We start from the raw sequence: 14360 nt of genomic DNA on the forward strand, positions 1-14360 counted from the left end.
AAGAGGGCACGCCAGCGGCTAATCGATGCCCGGCATGGCGAGATATCCCGGCAGGGCCTTGATACGGTCGATCCAGGCCCGGATCGCCGGATAGGGTTCAAGGGACACGCCCCCTTCCCAGCCAACAGCGATGTAGGGGAACATGGCGCAGTCCGCAATGGTCGGACGGCCCAGGGCCAGCCAGTCGTGCTCGCTCAGGTGCTGGTCGATCAGGGGCAAAATCTGGTCACTGACCTCCAGTGCGCGGGCCTTGTCCCGTGGGTAGCCAAACTTGTCCACCAGCCGGGCGATGTTCGGGCCGTTGTGGATTTCATTGGCGGCGGTGGACAGCCACTGCATGATCTCGCCCTGGTGGGCGGCGGCATCCGGCCACCACTGATGGCCTCCGTGCTGGCGCGCCAGGTACACCAGGATCGCCTGGGAATCCCGCAGCACCAGGTCCCCGTCGGTCAGTACCGGCACCTGGCCCCAGGGGTTGAGGTCAATGAACGGTGAGCGCTTGTGGGCGCCGCCGGGCAGGTCCACCGGTTCCCGTTCCAGCTTGATGCCCGCCAACGCGGCGAACAGGCGGATCTTGTAGCAGTTGCCGGAGAGCTCCAGGTCGTACAGTGTCATGGTCGGTTCCTCCTCAGGATGTGGGGGTGTCGTTGTCGGTCGCTGGTTCAGGCAGTAGCTGGTTGAACTCCAGCACGTTCCTGTCCGGGTCGCGGATAAACAGGGTGATGCGCCGTGGGCCAAGGCGGTGAATGCCTTCGGTGATGGGAATGCCGGCCCGGTCAAGCCAGTCTTTCAGGGCGTAGAGATCATCCACCACAAAGGCCGGGTGGGTGACACCGGGCAGCTTGATCGGCTCATCCAGAAGCACATTCCTGCCGTGGGGCAATCGCGTGGCATTGAAGATCAGGTTGATGCGCACGCCATCGGGCGTTTCCATCTCGTTGGCTTCGTACTGGCCGAAATGGCGCACCTCCTCAAATCCGAGCTGCTCGTAGAAGGCCACCGCCTCCTGGCGATCGCTCACCCGGATACCGACGTGGTCGTACTGGCGAATGGGCTGGGGTTGTTTCATGGCTGACTCCGAGTGGGTGACGTGGTGGCATAAGTAAACGCCTCCAGACGGATTCAATAAATGCCGTGGACCTGCTAGGTTTATTCAGGTTTTTGCACAAATCCCTGGTGAGCGGCTGCGGAAGGTATCTGACGATGGACAAACTCAAGGCCATGGGCACCTTTGTCGCCATTGTCGACGAGGGCAGCCTGTCTGCCGCCGCCGACAGGCTGGACCGGTCCCCGGCCGCCGTGGTGCGGACCCTCGCCACATTGGAAAAGCACCTTGGCGTTCGTCTGCTGAACCGCAGCACCCGTCGTATTGCGTTGACGGACGAAGGCCATGAATACCTGCGACACAGCCGGCAGATACTGGCGGATATCGAGGCGATGGAGATCCGGCTCGACAGCTGCCGCGCCAACCCGGCGGGCAAACTGAGGATCACTGCCCCGGACACCTTCGGGCGTCTGCACCTGGCGCCGCTGCTGAACCAGTGGCTCAAGCAGAACCCGGGCATGAGTGCCGAACTGAGCCTGGACGATCATATTGTGGATATGATCGAGGAGGGCTTTGACCTGGCGCTGCGTATCGGCCACCTGGCTGATTCCTCCCTGGTGGCGCGGGTGGTCGGCAGCACGCCACTCGTGATCTGTGCCAGTCCGGCATTGGTCGAACAGTTGGGGGAGCTCACCCACCCCGAGCAATTGTCGGACTGGCCGACTGTCTGCTTCGATCCGGCCGGTGAGGTGTGGCGGTTTCAGGTCGATGGGGAGACGTGGGAACAGCGCGTCCACCCCGTAGTCAGTGTCAACAGGATCGAGGCAGGGCTGGCCGCCGCCCGGGACGGCCTCGGCCTGTGCCGGGTGCTGGGTTACCAGGCGCAGAAAGACATTGAAGATGGCACGCTGGTGCCGGTACTGGCCGACTACATCGTGTCGGAACTGCCGGTGCAGTTTGTCTTCCCCCACAGCCGCCTGCTGTCACCGAGGGTACGGCACTTCCTGGATTCGGTGGTGGAACCATTGCAGCAACGCATCGGGGCCATACCCCGATCCGGTGGAGTGACATAACGTGCTAGTCCTTGACCAACGTAGTGCCCAGAGGATTGTCGACCGCACCATGCGGGCCATCGGCCACTCGGTGAATGTCATGAGTCCGGACGGCCTGATCATCGCGTCCGGTGACCCCCACCGGGTGGGCAGCCTTCATGAAGCCGCTCGGCTGGTGGCCGAGGGTGGTGAACCCCTGATCATTGGCGAGCAGGATTGCGACAACTACCCGGGCGCCCGGCCCGGGGTCAACCTGCCGGTGAGGGTGGAGGGCAGGCTGGCGGCGGTGGTGGGTATCTCCGGCCCGCCGGAGGAGGTGTCCCGCTTCGCGGACCTGGTGCGGATAACCGCCGAACTGATGCTGGAACAGGTCGCCCTGCTTGAGGCCGGCCAGCATCGCCGACGCCACATCGAGGAAACCCTGCTGGCGGCCTGCAGTGGCAAGCCGGTACCGGCGGTGTGGTTCGAACAGCAGGGGCTCAGGGCGGACAGCCTGCGGGTGGGGGTGATCGTGGAGGCCCGTGGCGAGCGGGCCGTGGATGAGGTGCTGGCCCCGCTGGTGTCCTTCCTGGAGCGGAAAGGCAAGCCGGTACTGGCGGTCCGGCAGTCTGCTTCACGCCTGCTGGTGTTCCTGGAGGCGGAATCGGACCGGCCTGACTCGGACCGTATCCGCCGTCTGCTCAACCTGACAACCCGCGACGACGTGGCCCTGGCGGTGGGGCAGACGTTCACCACGGATTTTGAGCTTGGTTACCAGTCGGTCCAGGCCACCCGGGAGGTGGGGCTGCGCAAGGCGCCGCAGGCCCTGGACCTGTGTTACCCGGATCTGCGCATGGCGGCACTCTGGCACAGCCTGTCCCCGGGCTGGCAGCAGCAGGATCTGCAGACCCTGATCGCTGCCGTCCGGGATGAGCGACAGGGCGAGGGCTACCTGAAGACCCTGTCACGGTTTATCGAGTGCAATGGCGAGGTGCAGCGCTGCGCCGATCGCCTCCACATCCATCCCAATACCGTCCGCTATCGCCTGCGCAAGATCCACAGCCTGACCGGATTGTCCCCGTTTTCCCTGCCCGATCTGTTGCTGCTGCACCTCGCGTTGGAAACCCATCCGACCAGTTTTGTAGAAAATGACAAAAAGCCCCGGTAAGCGCTGGGTGTTTTTTGTGCAAACCGCTAAAGACCTGTTGCCGGTTAGCTTCTAGACTGTCGCGTCTTGTACCCGTATTCCGACAAGAACGACTAACGGAGTGAAAAGATGCATCTGGTCCTGATCCTTGTGGCACTGATTGCCTTCATTGTATTTGCCACCAGCAAGCTGAAACTCAACCCCTTCATTACGCTGCTGCTGGCCTCCTTCATGGCGGCCTTCGCCTTCGGCCTTCCCCTTGATTCCATCGAAAGCACGATCCGTTCGGGCTTTGGCGGTATCCTCGGCTATATCGGCCTGGTCATTGTGCTCGGCACCATTATTGGCGTGATCCTGGAGCGCACCGGTGCCGCCATCGTCATGGCCGAGAGCATCGTGCGGGTGCTGGGGCCACGGTTCCCGACGCTGACCATGTCGCTGGTGGGTTTCATCGTGTCCATTCCCGTGTTCTGTGACTCCGGTTTTGTCATCCTGAACAGCCTGAAGCGCTCCATGGCCCGCACCCTGTCGGTGTCGCCGGTTGCCATGACCGTGGCCCTGTCCACGGGCCTGTTCGCCACCCATACCCTGGTGCCGCCCACCCCGGGCCCGATTGCCGCCGCGGGCAACCTTGGCCTTGAGGACAACCTGGGCCTGGTGATCGGCGTTGGCTTTGTGTTCGCCCTGATCGCGGCGGGTGCGGGCCTGTTCTGGGCGTCCCGTTGCCGTACCCTGCAAAGCCGGGAACTGGAGCTGGCGGAAGAGGCCTTTGAGGAAGCGAAAGAGCATTACGGCGAACTGCCATCCGCCTGGGCCGCGTTCGCTCCGATCTTCGTGCCCATCGTACTGATCTGCCTGGGTTCCGTGGCCAGCTATCCCACCGAACCGCTGGGCACGGGGGCGCTCTATGAAACCCTCAACTTCCTGGGCAAGCCCCTGAACGCCCTGATGGTTGGCCTGGGCTTTGCCGTCCTGCTGTTGCAGGGCAAGGGTAAGCTTGAGGAGTTCGCCCGACACACCCAGAAAGGCCTGGAAGTGTCCGCGCCGATCATCCTGATCACCGGTGCCGGTGGCGCCTTCGGCAGCGTGCTGTCGGAGACCCCGCTGGGGGACTACCTGGGGGATACCCTGTCCACGTTGGGCCTGAGTGTCATCATGCCGTTCCTGGTGGCGGCGGCACTGAAGTCCGCGCAAGGGTCGTCCACCGTGGCGCTGGTCACCACCTCGGCCCTGGTGGCGCCGCTGATGGGGCAGCTTGGCCTGGACTCCGAGTTTGGCCGGGTGCTGGCGGTGATGGCCATTGGTGCCGGTGCCATGACGATTTCCCACGCCAACGACAGCTACTTCTGGGTGGTCTCCCAGTTCAGCAAGATGGATGTGGCCACGGCGTATCGTTCCCATACCGCTGCCACCCTGTTCATGGGGATTGTCACCATCGTGGCGGTCTGGGCGGTTTCCCTGGTGGCGCTGTAACATGCGAGTGGTCATTGCCCCGGATTCGTTCAAGGAATGCCTCAGCGCCAGGGAAGTGGCGGCGGCCATTGCCGAAGGCTGGCAACAGGCCGCGCCCGGGGACGACCTTTCCCTGGTGCCCCTGGCCGACGGCGGCGAGGGCACCACGGTGGCCCTGGTGGAGTCCCGGGCTGGCAGGCTGATACCGGTCGACGTCACCGGCCCGCTGGGGGCGACAGTCCGTGCGCAATACGGGCTGGTGGATGACGGTCGCACCGCCATTGTGGAAGTGGCCGAGGGCAGTGGGTTACACCATGTTGCCGCCGTGCAGCGGGACGCCATGCAGGCCACCAGCCGTGGCACCGGCGAAGTGATCAGGGCGGCACTCGCCCATGGGCCGGACAGGCTCGTGCTGTGCCTGGGAGGCAGTGCCACCACCGATGGCGGCGCCGGAATCCTGCAGGCGCTGGGTGCCAGACTGCTGGATTCGTCGGGCCGGGACATACCGCCCGGTGGCGCCGGCCTGCGGTTGCTGGACACCCTGGACCTGTCGCCTGCGCTGGAGGCGCTTGCCGGCGTTGAGCTGGTGGTGGCCTGTGACGTCAGCAATCCTTTGCTGGGGCCGGACGGGGCCGCCGCCGTGTTCGGGCCACAGAAGGGCGCGCTTCCGGAAGACGTCCGCCAACTGGACAGCGCCCTGGCGCACTTCTCACGCCTTGCCGCCGAGCAGGGCCATGATATCCACTCCTTCCCCGGTAGCGGCGCCGCTGGCGGTATCGGCGGCATGGTCGCCGGTATGCTGGGGGCAACCCTGAAATCCGGTATCGAACTGGTGATGGAGACCGTGGGTCTGGCCGGTCAGGTTGCCACGGCCGATCTGGTGATTACCGCCGAAGGCGCCATTGATGCCCAGAGTGCCGCCGGCAAGACCCCGGCCGGGGTCTCTTCACTGGCCCGGAAAAGCGGTGTGCCGGTGATCGGGCTCTGTGGCCGGCTGGGCCGTGACCTGCAGGCGATGCACGACCTGGGCCTGACCGCCGCCTATTCCATCGTGCCGGGGCCGGCCACCCTTGAGGAAGCCATGCACGAGGCCGAAGCCAACCTGAAGCAGACGGCGGGGCAACTGGCCCGGACCGTCCATGGTCTTTTCCGGACCTAAAGTTGCCCGATTCCCGGGTGTCCTGCTGCGTCCAAGCTGTAAAGCAATCGCGTCGGGACGCTCTGTTCCGGTTTCTGGTATATAAGGCAAAAGGCCAGGTACTGCCCCGGCCTTGCTTGCCGGGGTAGTCATGGTCGTGATTTCGCTAGCCGTTGTCAGGAATCTCCGGCTCAACGAGCCTGGCAAGCTGCTCCAGTGACTCCTGCCACCCCAGGTAGCACATTTCCACCGGAATCACGGCCGGGATCCCTTTTTGGACAATACGAATATCCGTCCCACAGGACACCGCTTCGAGATCAATCGTTACCGTCATCTCGCCGGGCAGATTAGCGTCATCAAAACGGTCCTTGTGGCGAATAAGCCGGTTCGGCTCCAGCTCGACGTACTCCACGGTGAAGGAATGCTGGCTGCCGGTACCGAAGTTCGTGAACGACATCCGGTAACCACCACCGTTGCGGGCGTCCACGGTGCCGTGAATCTTTCCGGTAAACCCGTACGGCGGCAGCCAGCGCTCCAGAGCACTTTGATCCGTAAACGCCTTGTAAACCCGCTCGGCCGGGGCTCTCAGTACCCGGTGCAAGTGAACTGTGCCTGTTTCTTCATTGGACATGCCAGTCTCCCTGTTATCTCATTGGACAGTCAGCAGACAGTAGCGAAATAACCGACCTTAGCCTGGATATTTCGGAACCGATCTGCTCCTGCCGAGTTAGTCGGGTGAGGCTTTCCGAGATCGACACAGCAGGGCCCTTCTGTTCTGTCGAAAGGAAGGGCTATCTCAATGGCCCATTTTCAGGGCAACCTTGATGCGGCCCGCAAGGACAGGAGGGGAGGGCATTCTATGAGTGGCGAGTAATTTTGACGACTATTGCCTCGTCTCAGCCTTCAATTCTGCAACGGTGGCATTTCCGGCACGATGGCGTCCACCGCGGCATTGTAGATCTTTTCCAATGCGGTATGTGATTCACCCGCCCGGGCCCGAACAGCAAGGCTGTGAAGTACCGCCTGCAGGACTCTGGCAATGTCATGAACCGAACCGGACGCCTGATATGCACCCTGGGACTGGGCTTGCTGCAGCCGCCTGATTAACGCCTCGTCTACCCGCGCGATGATCCCTGCAAGGTCTCGCCTGATCGCCTCATTGCGAGGCGCAGGTGCTGTTGCCGTGCAGATGGCAAAACATCCGAGCGGCGTGGTCCTGCCCAGATAAACCGTCAATGCCTTGTCGTAGAATGCTTTGAGTGCCCGGTTGAGGTCAGGTTCCGTATCAAGTGCTGTGCCCAACTGGTCAGACAGGCGCCGATCGACCCAGGCCATGGCCTGCCGATACAGGGTTTCTTTATCGCCAAACGCGTTGTAGAGACTTGGACGATTCATGTTCATCGCTTGCGCGAGGTCATCCAGTGATGTCGCTGCAAACCCTCGTTCCCAGAACACCTCGGCCGCCTGAGCCAGGGCGGTATCTCTATCATACTTGGGCGGGCGCCCGCGACGTTTTCCGGTCATATTTGTACTAATCCGCATAAAAATTTGCGCCAAAGCCGTTCTCCATATTATTGTACATTTCAGTACAAAATATAAGAGGGAGAAGCATGGCATTGACTCACACCAAAACGGCTCCGGCCACGTTCTGCCTGCTATGTCATTTCGTCACCGCCGACATACAGTTTGTCGCGAGACAAGCGGCCCGGAAAGTTCGGCGCGAACGGATAGACGAGATCGCGCAGAAGCAGTATCAGATGCCGGATTCTGATCACTGCAGAAAAGCGCTGTCGTTGGTGGCTGAATGTAGCCCGGAGTTTCTGGTTAACCACGGCTTACGCAGTTATGCCTTTGCGGTCGCGATGGCGCACCGTGTCCGCAAGCCCTTTGACCGGGAGGTGCTGTTCATGGGCGCGATCATGCATGACCTGGGCCTGACATCCCAATACGATTGTGGTAACACGTTTGAGGTAGACGGTGCCCGGGCTGCGCGATCGTTCTGTATAGATCAGAACCTGACCACTGATAGAGCAGACCTGGTGCACGAGATGGTGGTGCACCATAACTCGGTGGGGCATGCCCATAAAATGAACCCCGAGATTGCCTTGCTGCACTATGGCGCAGGTGTTGACGTTGCAGGGCTATGGCTTGATGAGATTCATCCGCGAACTCTTGCACAGGTGGTGGAAAATTACCCGAGGGAGGGTTTTAAACAAGGAATGGTGGCTCTGCTAAAGGATCAGGTGCGGCGTAAACCCTCAAGCTATATGGCCCCATTTATAAAGCTTGGCTTTCTGAAGAAAATAGAGCATGCGCCTTTACCTTGACCTGTCAGCCCCAGACGAATGTCGGTTGGCCCAGCCGAGATACTGCCTCAGCTTGTCCGCTGCATTGACATTGATCAATAGAACGTTAAGATACCCGCCTCGCTTCTGTCGGTTGCTTTCTGACCAACAGGGGCCATCTCTCTAGCGCGCACAGATCAGACCCAGCCTTGCTCTCTCGAAGTTCCATTAAATTAGAGGCAAGGAGTACTTGCATGTACAGCAAAAAGAACCTGGATCGCCAGGCCCGCACAGGCATGGTGTCTCGGCGGGATTTTCTCAAAACGGCAGCCGCCGCTGGCATCGTCGCTTCCGGAGCGGGGGCCCTGGCAGTTCCGGCATTTGGAGCCGGTCCCGAAGACGCGCCAAAGCGCGGAGGTCATTTCCGGCTGGGCCTTTCACGGGGCTCCACTACAGACACTCTGGACCCGGCAAAGTTTGCTGATGTGTTCATGCAATCTGTCGGTTTCGCCATTCACAACTACCTGACCGAGCTGACAGAGGATGGCGAGCTGGTCGGTGAACTGGCCGAAAGCTGGGAGCCGGCTCCGGATGCCACCCGGTGGGTGTTCCATCTGCGCAAGGGCGTCACCTTCCATAATGGCAAGTCGCTGACGGCGGCGGACGTGGTGGCGTCATTCAATCATCACCGGGGTGAGAACTCCCAATCGGCGGCCAAGGGAATCGTTGATCCCATTGCGAGCATCGAAACCGATGGCCCCCATACGGTCATTTTCAACCTGAAGTCGGCGAACGCGGATTTCCCCGCCATTACCTCGGACTATCATATGGCGATCCTGCCCGAGAAGGGCGGCGAGATCGATCCTGACTCGGGGATTGGCTGTGGCGGCTATATCCTGCAGAACCTGGAGCCTGGCGTGGAGGCGGTTGTCACCCGCAACCCGGACTACTGGAAGAGCGACCGGGCGTGGTTTGACAAGATCACCTTCCTGGCAATCACTGATACGGCAGCGCGGACCAATGCCCTGCGAACCGGACAGATCGACGCCATGGACCGGGTGGATCTGAAAACGGTCAACCTGCTGAAAATGGACCCCAATCTGGAAGTGAACTCCGTCGACAGCGACCAGATCTATTACTTCCCGATGGATACCCAGGCCGCCCCGTTCAACGACAACAACGTCCGCCTGGCGCTAAAGCACGCCGTTGATCGTGAAGACCTTGTGGAGCGTGTGCTCAAGGGGTATGGCCGGGTCGGCAATGACCACCCGATTGGCGCGTCCTACCGCTATTTCGCGGATCTGCCCCAGCGTCAGTATGACCCTGACAAGGCGCGGCATTACCTGAAGAAAGCCGGCATGGACTCGCTCACCGTGGATCTCAGCACCTCCAGTGCCGTGTTCACCGGAGCGGTGGACGCGGCCGTGCTGTTCAAGGAGCATGCGGCACAAGCCGGTATCAACATCAACGTCCGGCGTGAACCCGCTGACGGGTACTGGGACAACATCTGGCGCAAGCGGCCCTGGTGCATGTCCTACTCCAGCCCACGCGCCACTGCGGACTGGTTCTTCTCCCAGTACTATTCCGCCGATGCGGCCTGGAATGATACCAACTGGAAAAACCAACGCTTCAATGAGCTTCTGGTGGCCGCCAGGGCAGAACTAGATGAGGACAAGCGGGCCGGCATGTACGCTGAGATGCAGCGTCTCATCCACGACGATGGTGGTTCCGTGGCGCCGGCCTTCTCGGCCTATGTCAGCGCGGCCCGGACCAATGTCGGCCATGGCAGGATTGCGATGAACCGGGATATGGATGGCAACCGGATTGCCGAGCGTTGGTGGTTCAAGGACTGAGCCATGAACAAGCTCCTGATGACAGTGGCCAGGCGCCTTGGGCTTGGCCTGTTTACGCTTCTGGTGATTTCCCTGGTGATCTTCCTGGCAGTGGACATGCTGCCGGGGGATATCGCCACGGAAATCCTTGGCCAGATGGCCACGCCCGAAGCGGTGGCCGCGATCCGTGATGAACTGGGGCTCGACCAGCCTATCCACCAGCGCTACCTGGACTGGCTGGGAGGCCTGATGGTAGGCGACCTTGGCGAGTCGCTGGCAACGGACCGACCGGTATCGGCCCTGATTGACGACCGCCTGATGAATACCCTGTATCTGGCTGGCCTGGCGGCCCTGATCTCGGTGCCACTGGCGCTGGGTCTGGGCATTCTGGCCGCGTTGTATCGCAATACCATCGTGGACCGGACGGTATCCATCTTCAGCCTGTCGGCGATCTCGATGCCGGAGTTTTTCATTGCCTATGTGCTGATCCTGTTCTTTTCCGTTCAGCTGGGCTGGGTGCCAAGCCTGTCAAAGGTGAGTGCCGAGCAGTCGTTTCTGGATCGTCTGGAGCTGATGCTGCTACCGGCGATCACCTTAACTTTCGTCACCTGTGCCCACATGATGCGCATGACCCGGGCCGCCATCATCAACCTGTTGTCCAGCCCGTACATCGAAATGGCCAGGCTCAAGGGCCTGGGGCCCTGGCGAATTGTTCTGAAGCACACGCTGCCGAACGCCTGGGCGCCCATTGTCAATGTGGTCGTGATGAATCTGGCCTACCTGATAACCGGGGTGGTTGTGGTTGAGGTGGTGTTTGTCTATCCGGGGCTGGGACAGCTTATGGTGGACTCGGTTGCCAAGCGTGACCTGCCGGTGGTCCAGGCCGCGAGCCTGATATTTGCGACAACCTATATCCTGTTCAACCTGATTGCCGACGTGGTTTCCATCGTCAGTAATCCCCGACTACTGCACCCGAAATGATGACGTCAGACAAACACTCCAACCGTCCTGTGCCGCTTGGGAACCATCAGGGCCAAAGGTCGTGGTGGCGCAAGCTGGCGCGGGGAATGATTGAGGCCCCGGTATCCGCCCAGCTCGCACTGGTTGTGCTGGCGGCCTACCTTGTGGTGATCCTGTTTGCTCCCATGCTGGCGCCATACGGCGAAGCAGCGGTGGTGGGGGACGCCTTTGCTCCCTGGAGCCCGCAACACCTGCTGGGCACCGACAGCCTTGGCCGGGATATCTTCAGCCGGATGATCTATGCGGCCCGCAATACGGTCGGCATCACCTTCGCCGCCACGGTCCTGGCTTTCCTTATCGGTGGGGCCATGGGGATGGTGGCTGCGGTAAGCGGTGGCTGGGTCGACCAGTTCCTGTCGCGGCTTGTCGATATCCTCATGGCGATTCCGCTGCTGATCTTCGCCCTGTTGCTGCTGATGATTTTCGGTAGCTCCGTGCCGGCGTTGATCCTGATCATTGCGGGCCTGGAATCCACCCGCGTCTTCCGGCTGACCCGGGCCGTTGCCATGAACGTGGCGGCCATGGAGTACGTGGAGGCCGCCAGGTTGCGTGGTGAAGGCATGCTGTGGATTGTGCGCCGGGAAATACTGCCCAACATACTGGCGCCCCTGTCCGCCGAGTTCGGCCTGAGGTTCTGTTTCATCTTCCTGCTGGTCAGTTCCCTGAGCTTTCTGGGGCTGGGTCTGCAACCGCCCACCGCAGACTGGGGGGGCATGGTGCGTGAAAACGTCATGCTGATCACCTTTGGCCAGATCACCCCGCTGTTGCCTGCCGCGGCCATCGCCATTCTGACCATTGCCGTCAATCTGGTCGTTGACTGGTTCCTTAACAAGACAAGTGGGTTGGCAAAATGATCTCGAAAGCTGAGGAAAACCTGGACCAGCCGATTCTGGATATCCGTAATCTGGTGATCGAGAGCCGTAGCCGCAAGGCCCGTCAGCGGCTGGTCAACAACATCAGCCTGACACTGAATGCGGGCGAGGTACTGGGCCTGATCGGGGAATCCGGTGCCGGCAAATCCACCATTGGTCTGGCGGCGATGGGGTACGTCAGGGATGGCATGGAGATCACCTCTGGAGAGGTGTTCTTCGAGGGTACGGACCTGCTCCGCCTGCCGGAACGCCGCCGTCGCCACTATCACGGCCGGCGGGTCGCGTATGTGGCACAGAGTGCGGCCGCGGCGTTCAATCCTGCCCACACACTGATTGACCAGTACGTTGAAACCGCTGTGGTGCACGGTGTCCGCACGGATGCGCAGGCCCGTGAAGAGGCTGTGGATCTATATCGTCAGCTCGGTCTGCCGGATCCGGAAACCTTCGGCAATCGCTATCCCCATCAGGTGTCCGGTGGTCAGTTGCAGCGGGCCATGGTGGCGGCCGCCATGGCCTGCCACCCGGAGGTTCTGGTCTTTGATGAGCCGACCACGGCACTGGATGTGACGACCCAGATCGAGGTTCTTGCCGCTATTCGGCGGACGATTCGCAACCATGGTACCGCGGCGCTCTATATCACCCACGACCTGGCGGTGGTGGCCCAGATTGCCGACCGGGTGATGGTCCTGCGCCACGGGAACATGATCGAAGAAGGCGATACCAGCCAGCTACTGGAGACCCCGGGGGAAGACTACACCCGGCAGTTGGTGAGTGTGCGAAATCTGCACAAGGAAGCAACGCCGGCAGGGGACACGGTCCTGTCGATTGAAGCGGTGCGTGCCGAGTATAGCCGTGGGGTTGCCGTACTGGATGGTGTATCCATTGACGTCGAGAAGGGGCGCACGGTGGCCGTCGTGGGCGAGTCCGGCTCGGGTAAAAGCACGCTGGCCAGGGTGATTACCGGGTTGCTTCCTCCCACCCATGGTAGGGTGAGCCTGCACGGAAAGCCCCTGAAGCCGGCGCTGAAGGACCGTGACCAGCAGACGCTGCAGCGCGTGCAGATGATCTATCAGTTGCCGGATACGGCTCTCAATCCGCGACAGCGGGTCAGGGATATTATCGGGCGTCCGCTGCAGTTCTATCATGGCCTTCGCGGTGTAGCGCTGGAGCGTCGCCTGGAAGAGTTGATGGACATGACCGAGCTGGACCGGCATTTCCTGGATCGGGTTCCCGCACGGTTGTCCGGTGGCCAGAAGCAGCGTGTCGGCATTGCCCGGGCACTGGCTGCGGAGCCGGACCTGATTATCTGTGATGAAGTGACATCGGCCCTGGACCAGCTGGTGGGAGAGCAGGTCCTGAACCTGCTGCTGCGTCTCCAGCGCGAACTGGGCATGTCCTACCTGTTCATCACCCATGACCTGGGCACGGTGGATGCCATCGCGGACCAGGTCGTGGTCATGCGCAAGGGACAGGTCGTGGAGCAGGGTGCCAAGGACCAGGTTTTCGCTCCGCCCCATCAGCCCTATACCCGTGAACTGCTGGATTCCGTGCCGGAAATGGATCCGGGCTGGCTGGACCGGGTACTAGCCTGACTGGCTGACAATCCAGCGCCACACCATCTCGGTTTCGGGCTTGACCGGCTTGCGATGATCGCGGGTCAGCCAGTGCCCGGACCGGGGTGTCAGCTCCACGTCTGATAACCTCACCAGTCTGCCTTCCCTTAACGATGCCTCGACCAGAGGCAATGAAGCCAGCAGCACACCCGCTCCCGCCCTGGCGGCTTCCAGCGCCAGCACGAAGCTGTCAAACCGCAGCGGCGGCATGGGCAGGGGCGGGATGTCTGCCAGTGCGCACCATTCGGACCATCCCGCCCGCGCTCCCGCCAACCCGATGATTGGCAGCTGAGTCCAGTCGCTGTCCCTGTCCAGCAGTTCAGGAGCGCACACGGGCGACAGCCGCTCCCTAAGGATTAGGGTCCGCTCAACGCCCGGCCACTCGCCGTCTCCGTAGTGAATCTCCAGATCGGCCCCTTCCATCTCATAGTCAACCGGTCGGTTGATGGTGGCAATGGACAGATTGATCCGGCTGGTTCGTGTATCCAGGCCAGGAAGCCGGGGGGCAAGCCAGGTTGCCATGAACGAAACCGGCGTGGCGATGGTGACGGTTGCGCGCCGGTTTGTGGCAAACAGGTCCCGGGTAGAGGAGGCAATGGTTTCAAAGGCGGAGCGGACATGGGGCATGTAGGCCGCCCCGTCCAGGGTGAGCTCCACCCCACGGGGCAGACGGTGGAACAGTTCAGACTGGAGTCGATCCTCCAGGTACCTGACCTGCTGGCTGATGGTCGCCTGGGAGCGACCCAGCTCCTCTCCGGCCAGCGTGAAGCTTTCGAGACGGGCAGCCGCTTCAAATGCCTGCAACCACCGCAGTGGGGGCAAAAGCTGACTGGTGGGTGTGCTATCCATTAGAAAAATGACCCCTCAGAGCGAAAAAAGATTGTTTTTATAATACCGGACAGATGGCTATGATTCATCCCGCGCT

General features: G+C 61.5%; 14 protein-coding genes. 9 read left to right on the plus strand and 5 right to left on the minus strand.

Translation table 11 applies throughout. The features are described from left to right. Positions 1–18 precede the first annotated feature (18 nt). The gene (locus tag RO069_RS10005) at positions 19–615 is read right to left on the minus strand and encodes a glutathione S-transferase family protein (RefSeq protein WP_328187194.1); all 597 of its coding nucleotides are present in this window, start codon (positions 613–615) and stop codon (positions 19–21) included. 13 nt (positions 616–628) lie between these two features. Next, on the minus strand, positions 629–1069 hold the full coding sequence (locus RO069_RS10010) for a VOC family protein (protein ID WP_328187196.1): 441 nt from the start codon (positions 1067–1069) through the stop codon (positions 629–631). 134 nt (positions 1070–1203) lie between these two features. Here RO069_RS10010 and RO069_RS10015 point away from each other — a divergent pair, with 134 nt between their 5' ends. The 4 genes from RO069_RS10015 to RO069_RS10030 all read left to right on the plus strand — a co-directional run bounded on the left by RO069_RS10015 (position 1204) and on the right by RO069_RS10030 (position 5834). Next, positions 1204–2118 carry a LysR family transcriptional regulator gene (locus RO069_RS10015; RefSeq protein ID WP_328187198.1) on the plus strand — a complete coding sequence of 305 codons (915 nt, stop codon included), beginning with the start codon at positions 1204–1206 and terminating at the stop codon, positions 2116–2118. A gap of 1 nt (position 2119) precedes the next feature. Then, positions 2120–3244, plus strand: a complete 1125-nt coding sequence (locus RO069_RS10020; protein WP_328187200.1) for a sugar diacid recognition domain-containing protein — start codon at positions 2120–2122, stop codon at positions 3242–3244. A 108-nt stretch (positions 3245–3352) separates the two neighbouring features. Beyond that, positions 3353–4696 (plus strand): GntP family permease, encoded by a 1344-nt coding sequence (locus RO069_RS10025; RefSeq protein WP_328187201.1) that lies wholly within the window; start codon positions 3353–3355, stop codon positions 4694–4696. A 1-nt stretch (position 4697) separates the two neighbouring features. Beyond that, positions 4698–5834 carry a glycerate kinase gene (locus RO069_RS10030; RefSeq protein ID WP_328187203.1) on the plus strand — a complete coding sequence of 379 codons (1137 nt, stop codon included), beginning with the start codon at positions 4698–4700 and terminating at the stop codon, positions 5832–5834. Positions 5835–5979: 145 nt separating this feature from the next. Here the strand turns inward: RO069_RS10030 and RO069_RS10035 are convergent, their stop codons facing one another. Both RO069_RS10035 and RO069_RS10040 read right to left on the minus strand, forming a co-directional pair. Further along, positions 5980–6444 carry an SRPBCC family protein gene (locus tag RO069_RS10035; RefSeq protein WP_328187205.1) on the minus strand — a complete coding sequence of 155 codons (465 nt, stop codon included), beginning with the start codon at positions 6442–6444 and terminating at the stop codon, positions 5980–5982. A gap of 272 nt (positions 6445–6716) precedes the next feature. Then, positions 6717–7337 (minus strand): TetR/AcrR family transcriptional regulator, encoded by a 621-nt coding sequence (locus tag RO069_RS10040; RefSeq protein WP_328187207.1) that lies wholly within the window; start codon positions 7335–7337, stop codon positions 6717–6719. A gap of 86 nt (positions 7338–7423) precedes the next feature. Between RO069_RS10040 and RO069_RS10045 the strand changes: the two genes are divergently transcribed. The 5 genes from RO069_RS10045 (at position 7424) to RO069_RS10065 (ending at position 13414) form a co-directional block, all read left to right on the plus strand. Continuing rightward, entirely contained in the window at positions 7424–8140 is a 717-nt protein-coding gene (locus RO069_RS10045) for an HD domain-containing protein (RefSeq protein WP_328187209.1), read from the plus strand. Positions 8141–8352: 212 nt separating this feature from the next. Next, positions 8353–9951, plus strand: coding sequence for an ABC transporter substrate-binding protein (locus RO069_RS10050; protein WP_328187210.1), 1599 nt, complete (start codon positions 8353–8355; stop codon positions 9949–9951). A 3-nt stretch (positions 9952–9954) separates the two neighbouring features. Beyond that, positions 9955–10911 (plus strand): ABC transporter permease, encoded by a 957-nt coding sequence (locus RO069_RS10055; protein WP_328187211.1) that lies wholly within the window; start codon positions 9955–9957, stop codon positions 10909–10911. 86 nt (positions 10912–10997) lie between these two features. Then, complete coding sequence (locus RO069_RS10060) at positions 10998–11804, plus strand: ABC transporter permease (protein ID WP_328187213.1); 807 nt, start codon at positions 10998–11000, stop codon at positions 11802–11804. Further along, on the plus strand, positions 11801–13414 hold the full coding sequence (locus tag RO069_RS10065) for an ABC transporter ATP-binding protein (RefSeq protein ID WP_328187214.1): 1614 nt from the start codon (positions 11801–11803) through the stop codon (positions 13412–13414). The genes RO069_RS10060 and RO069_RS10065 overlap by 4 nt, the downstream gene beginning before the upstream one ends. Here RO069_RS10065 and RO069_RS10070 read toward each other — a convergent pair. Beyond that, positions 13406–14284: a LysR substrate-binding domain-containing protein gene (locus RO069_RS10070; protein WP_328187216.1), complete on the minus strand. Its 879-nt coding sequence runs from the start codon at positions 14282–14284 to the stop codon at positions 13406–13408. The genes RO069_RS10065 and RO069_RS10070 overlap by 9 nt on opposite strands. Positions 14285–14360: the final 76 nt, after the last annotated feature.

Source organism: Marinobacter sp. OP 3.4 (genome assembly GCF_036224885.1).
In the GTDB taxonomy this organism is placed as follows: domain Bacteria; phylum Pseudomonadota; class Gammaproteobacteria; order Pseudomonadales; family Oleiphilaceae; genus Marinobacter.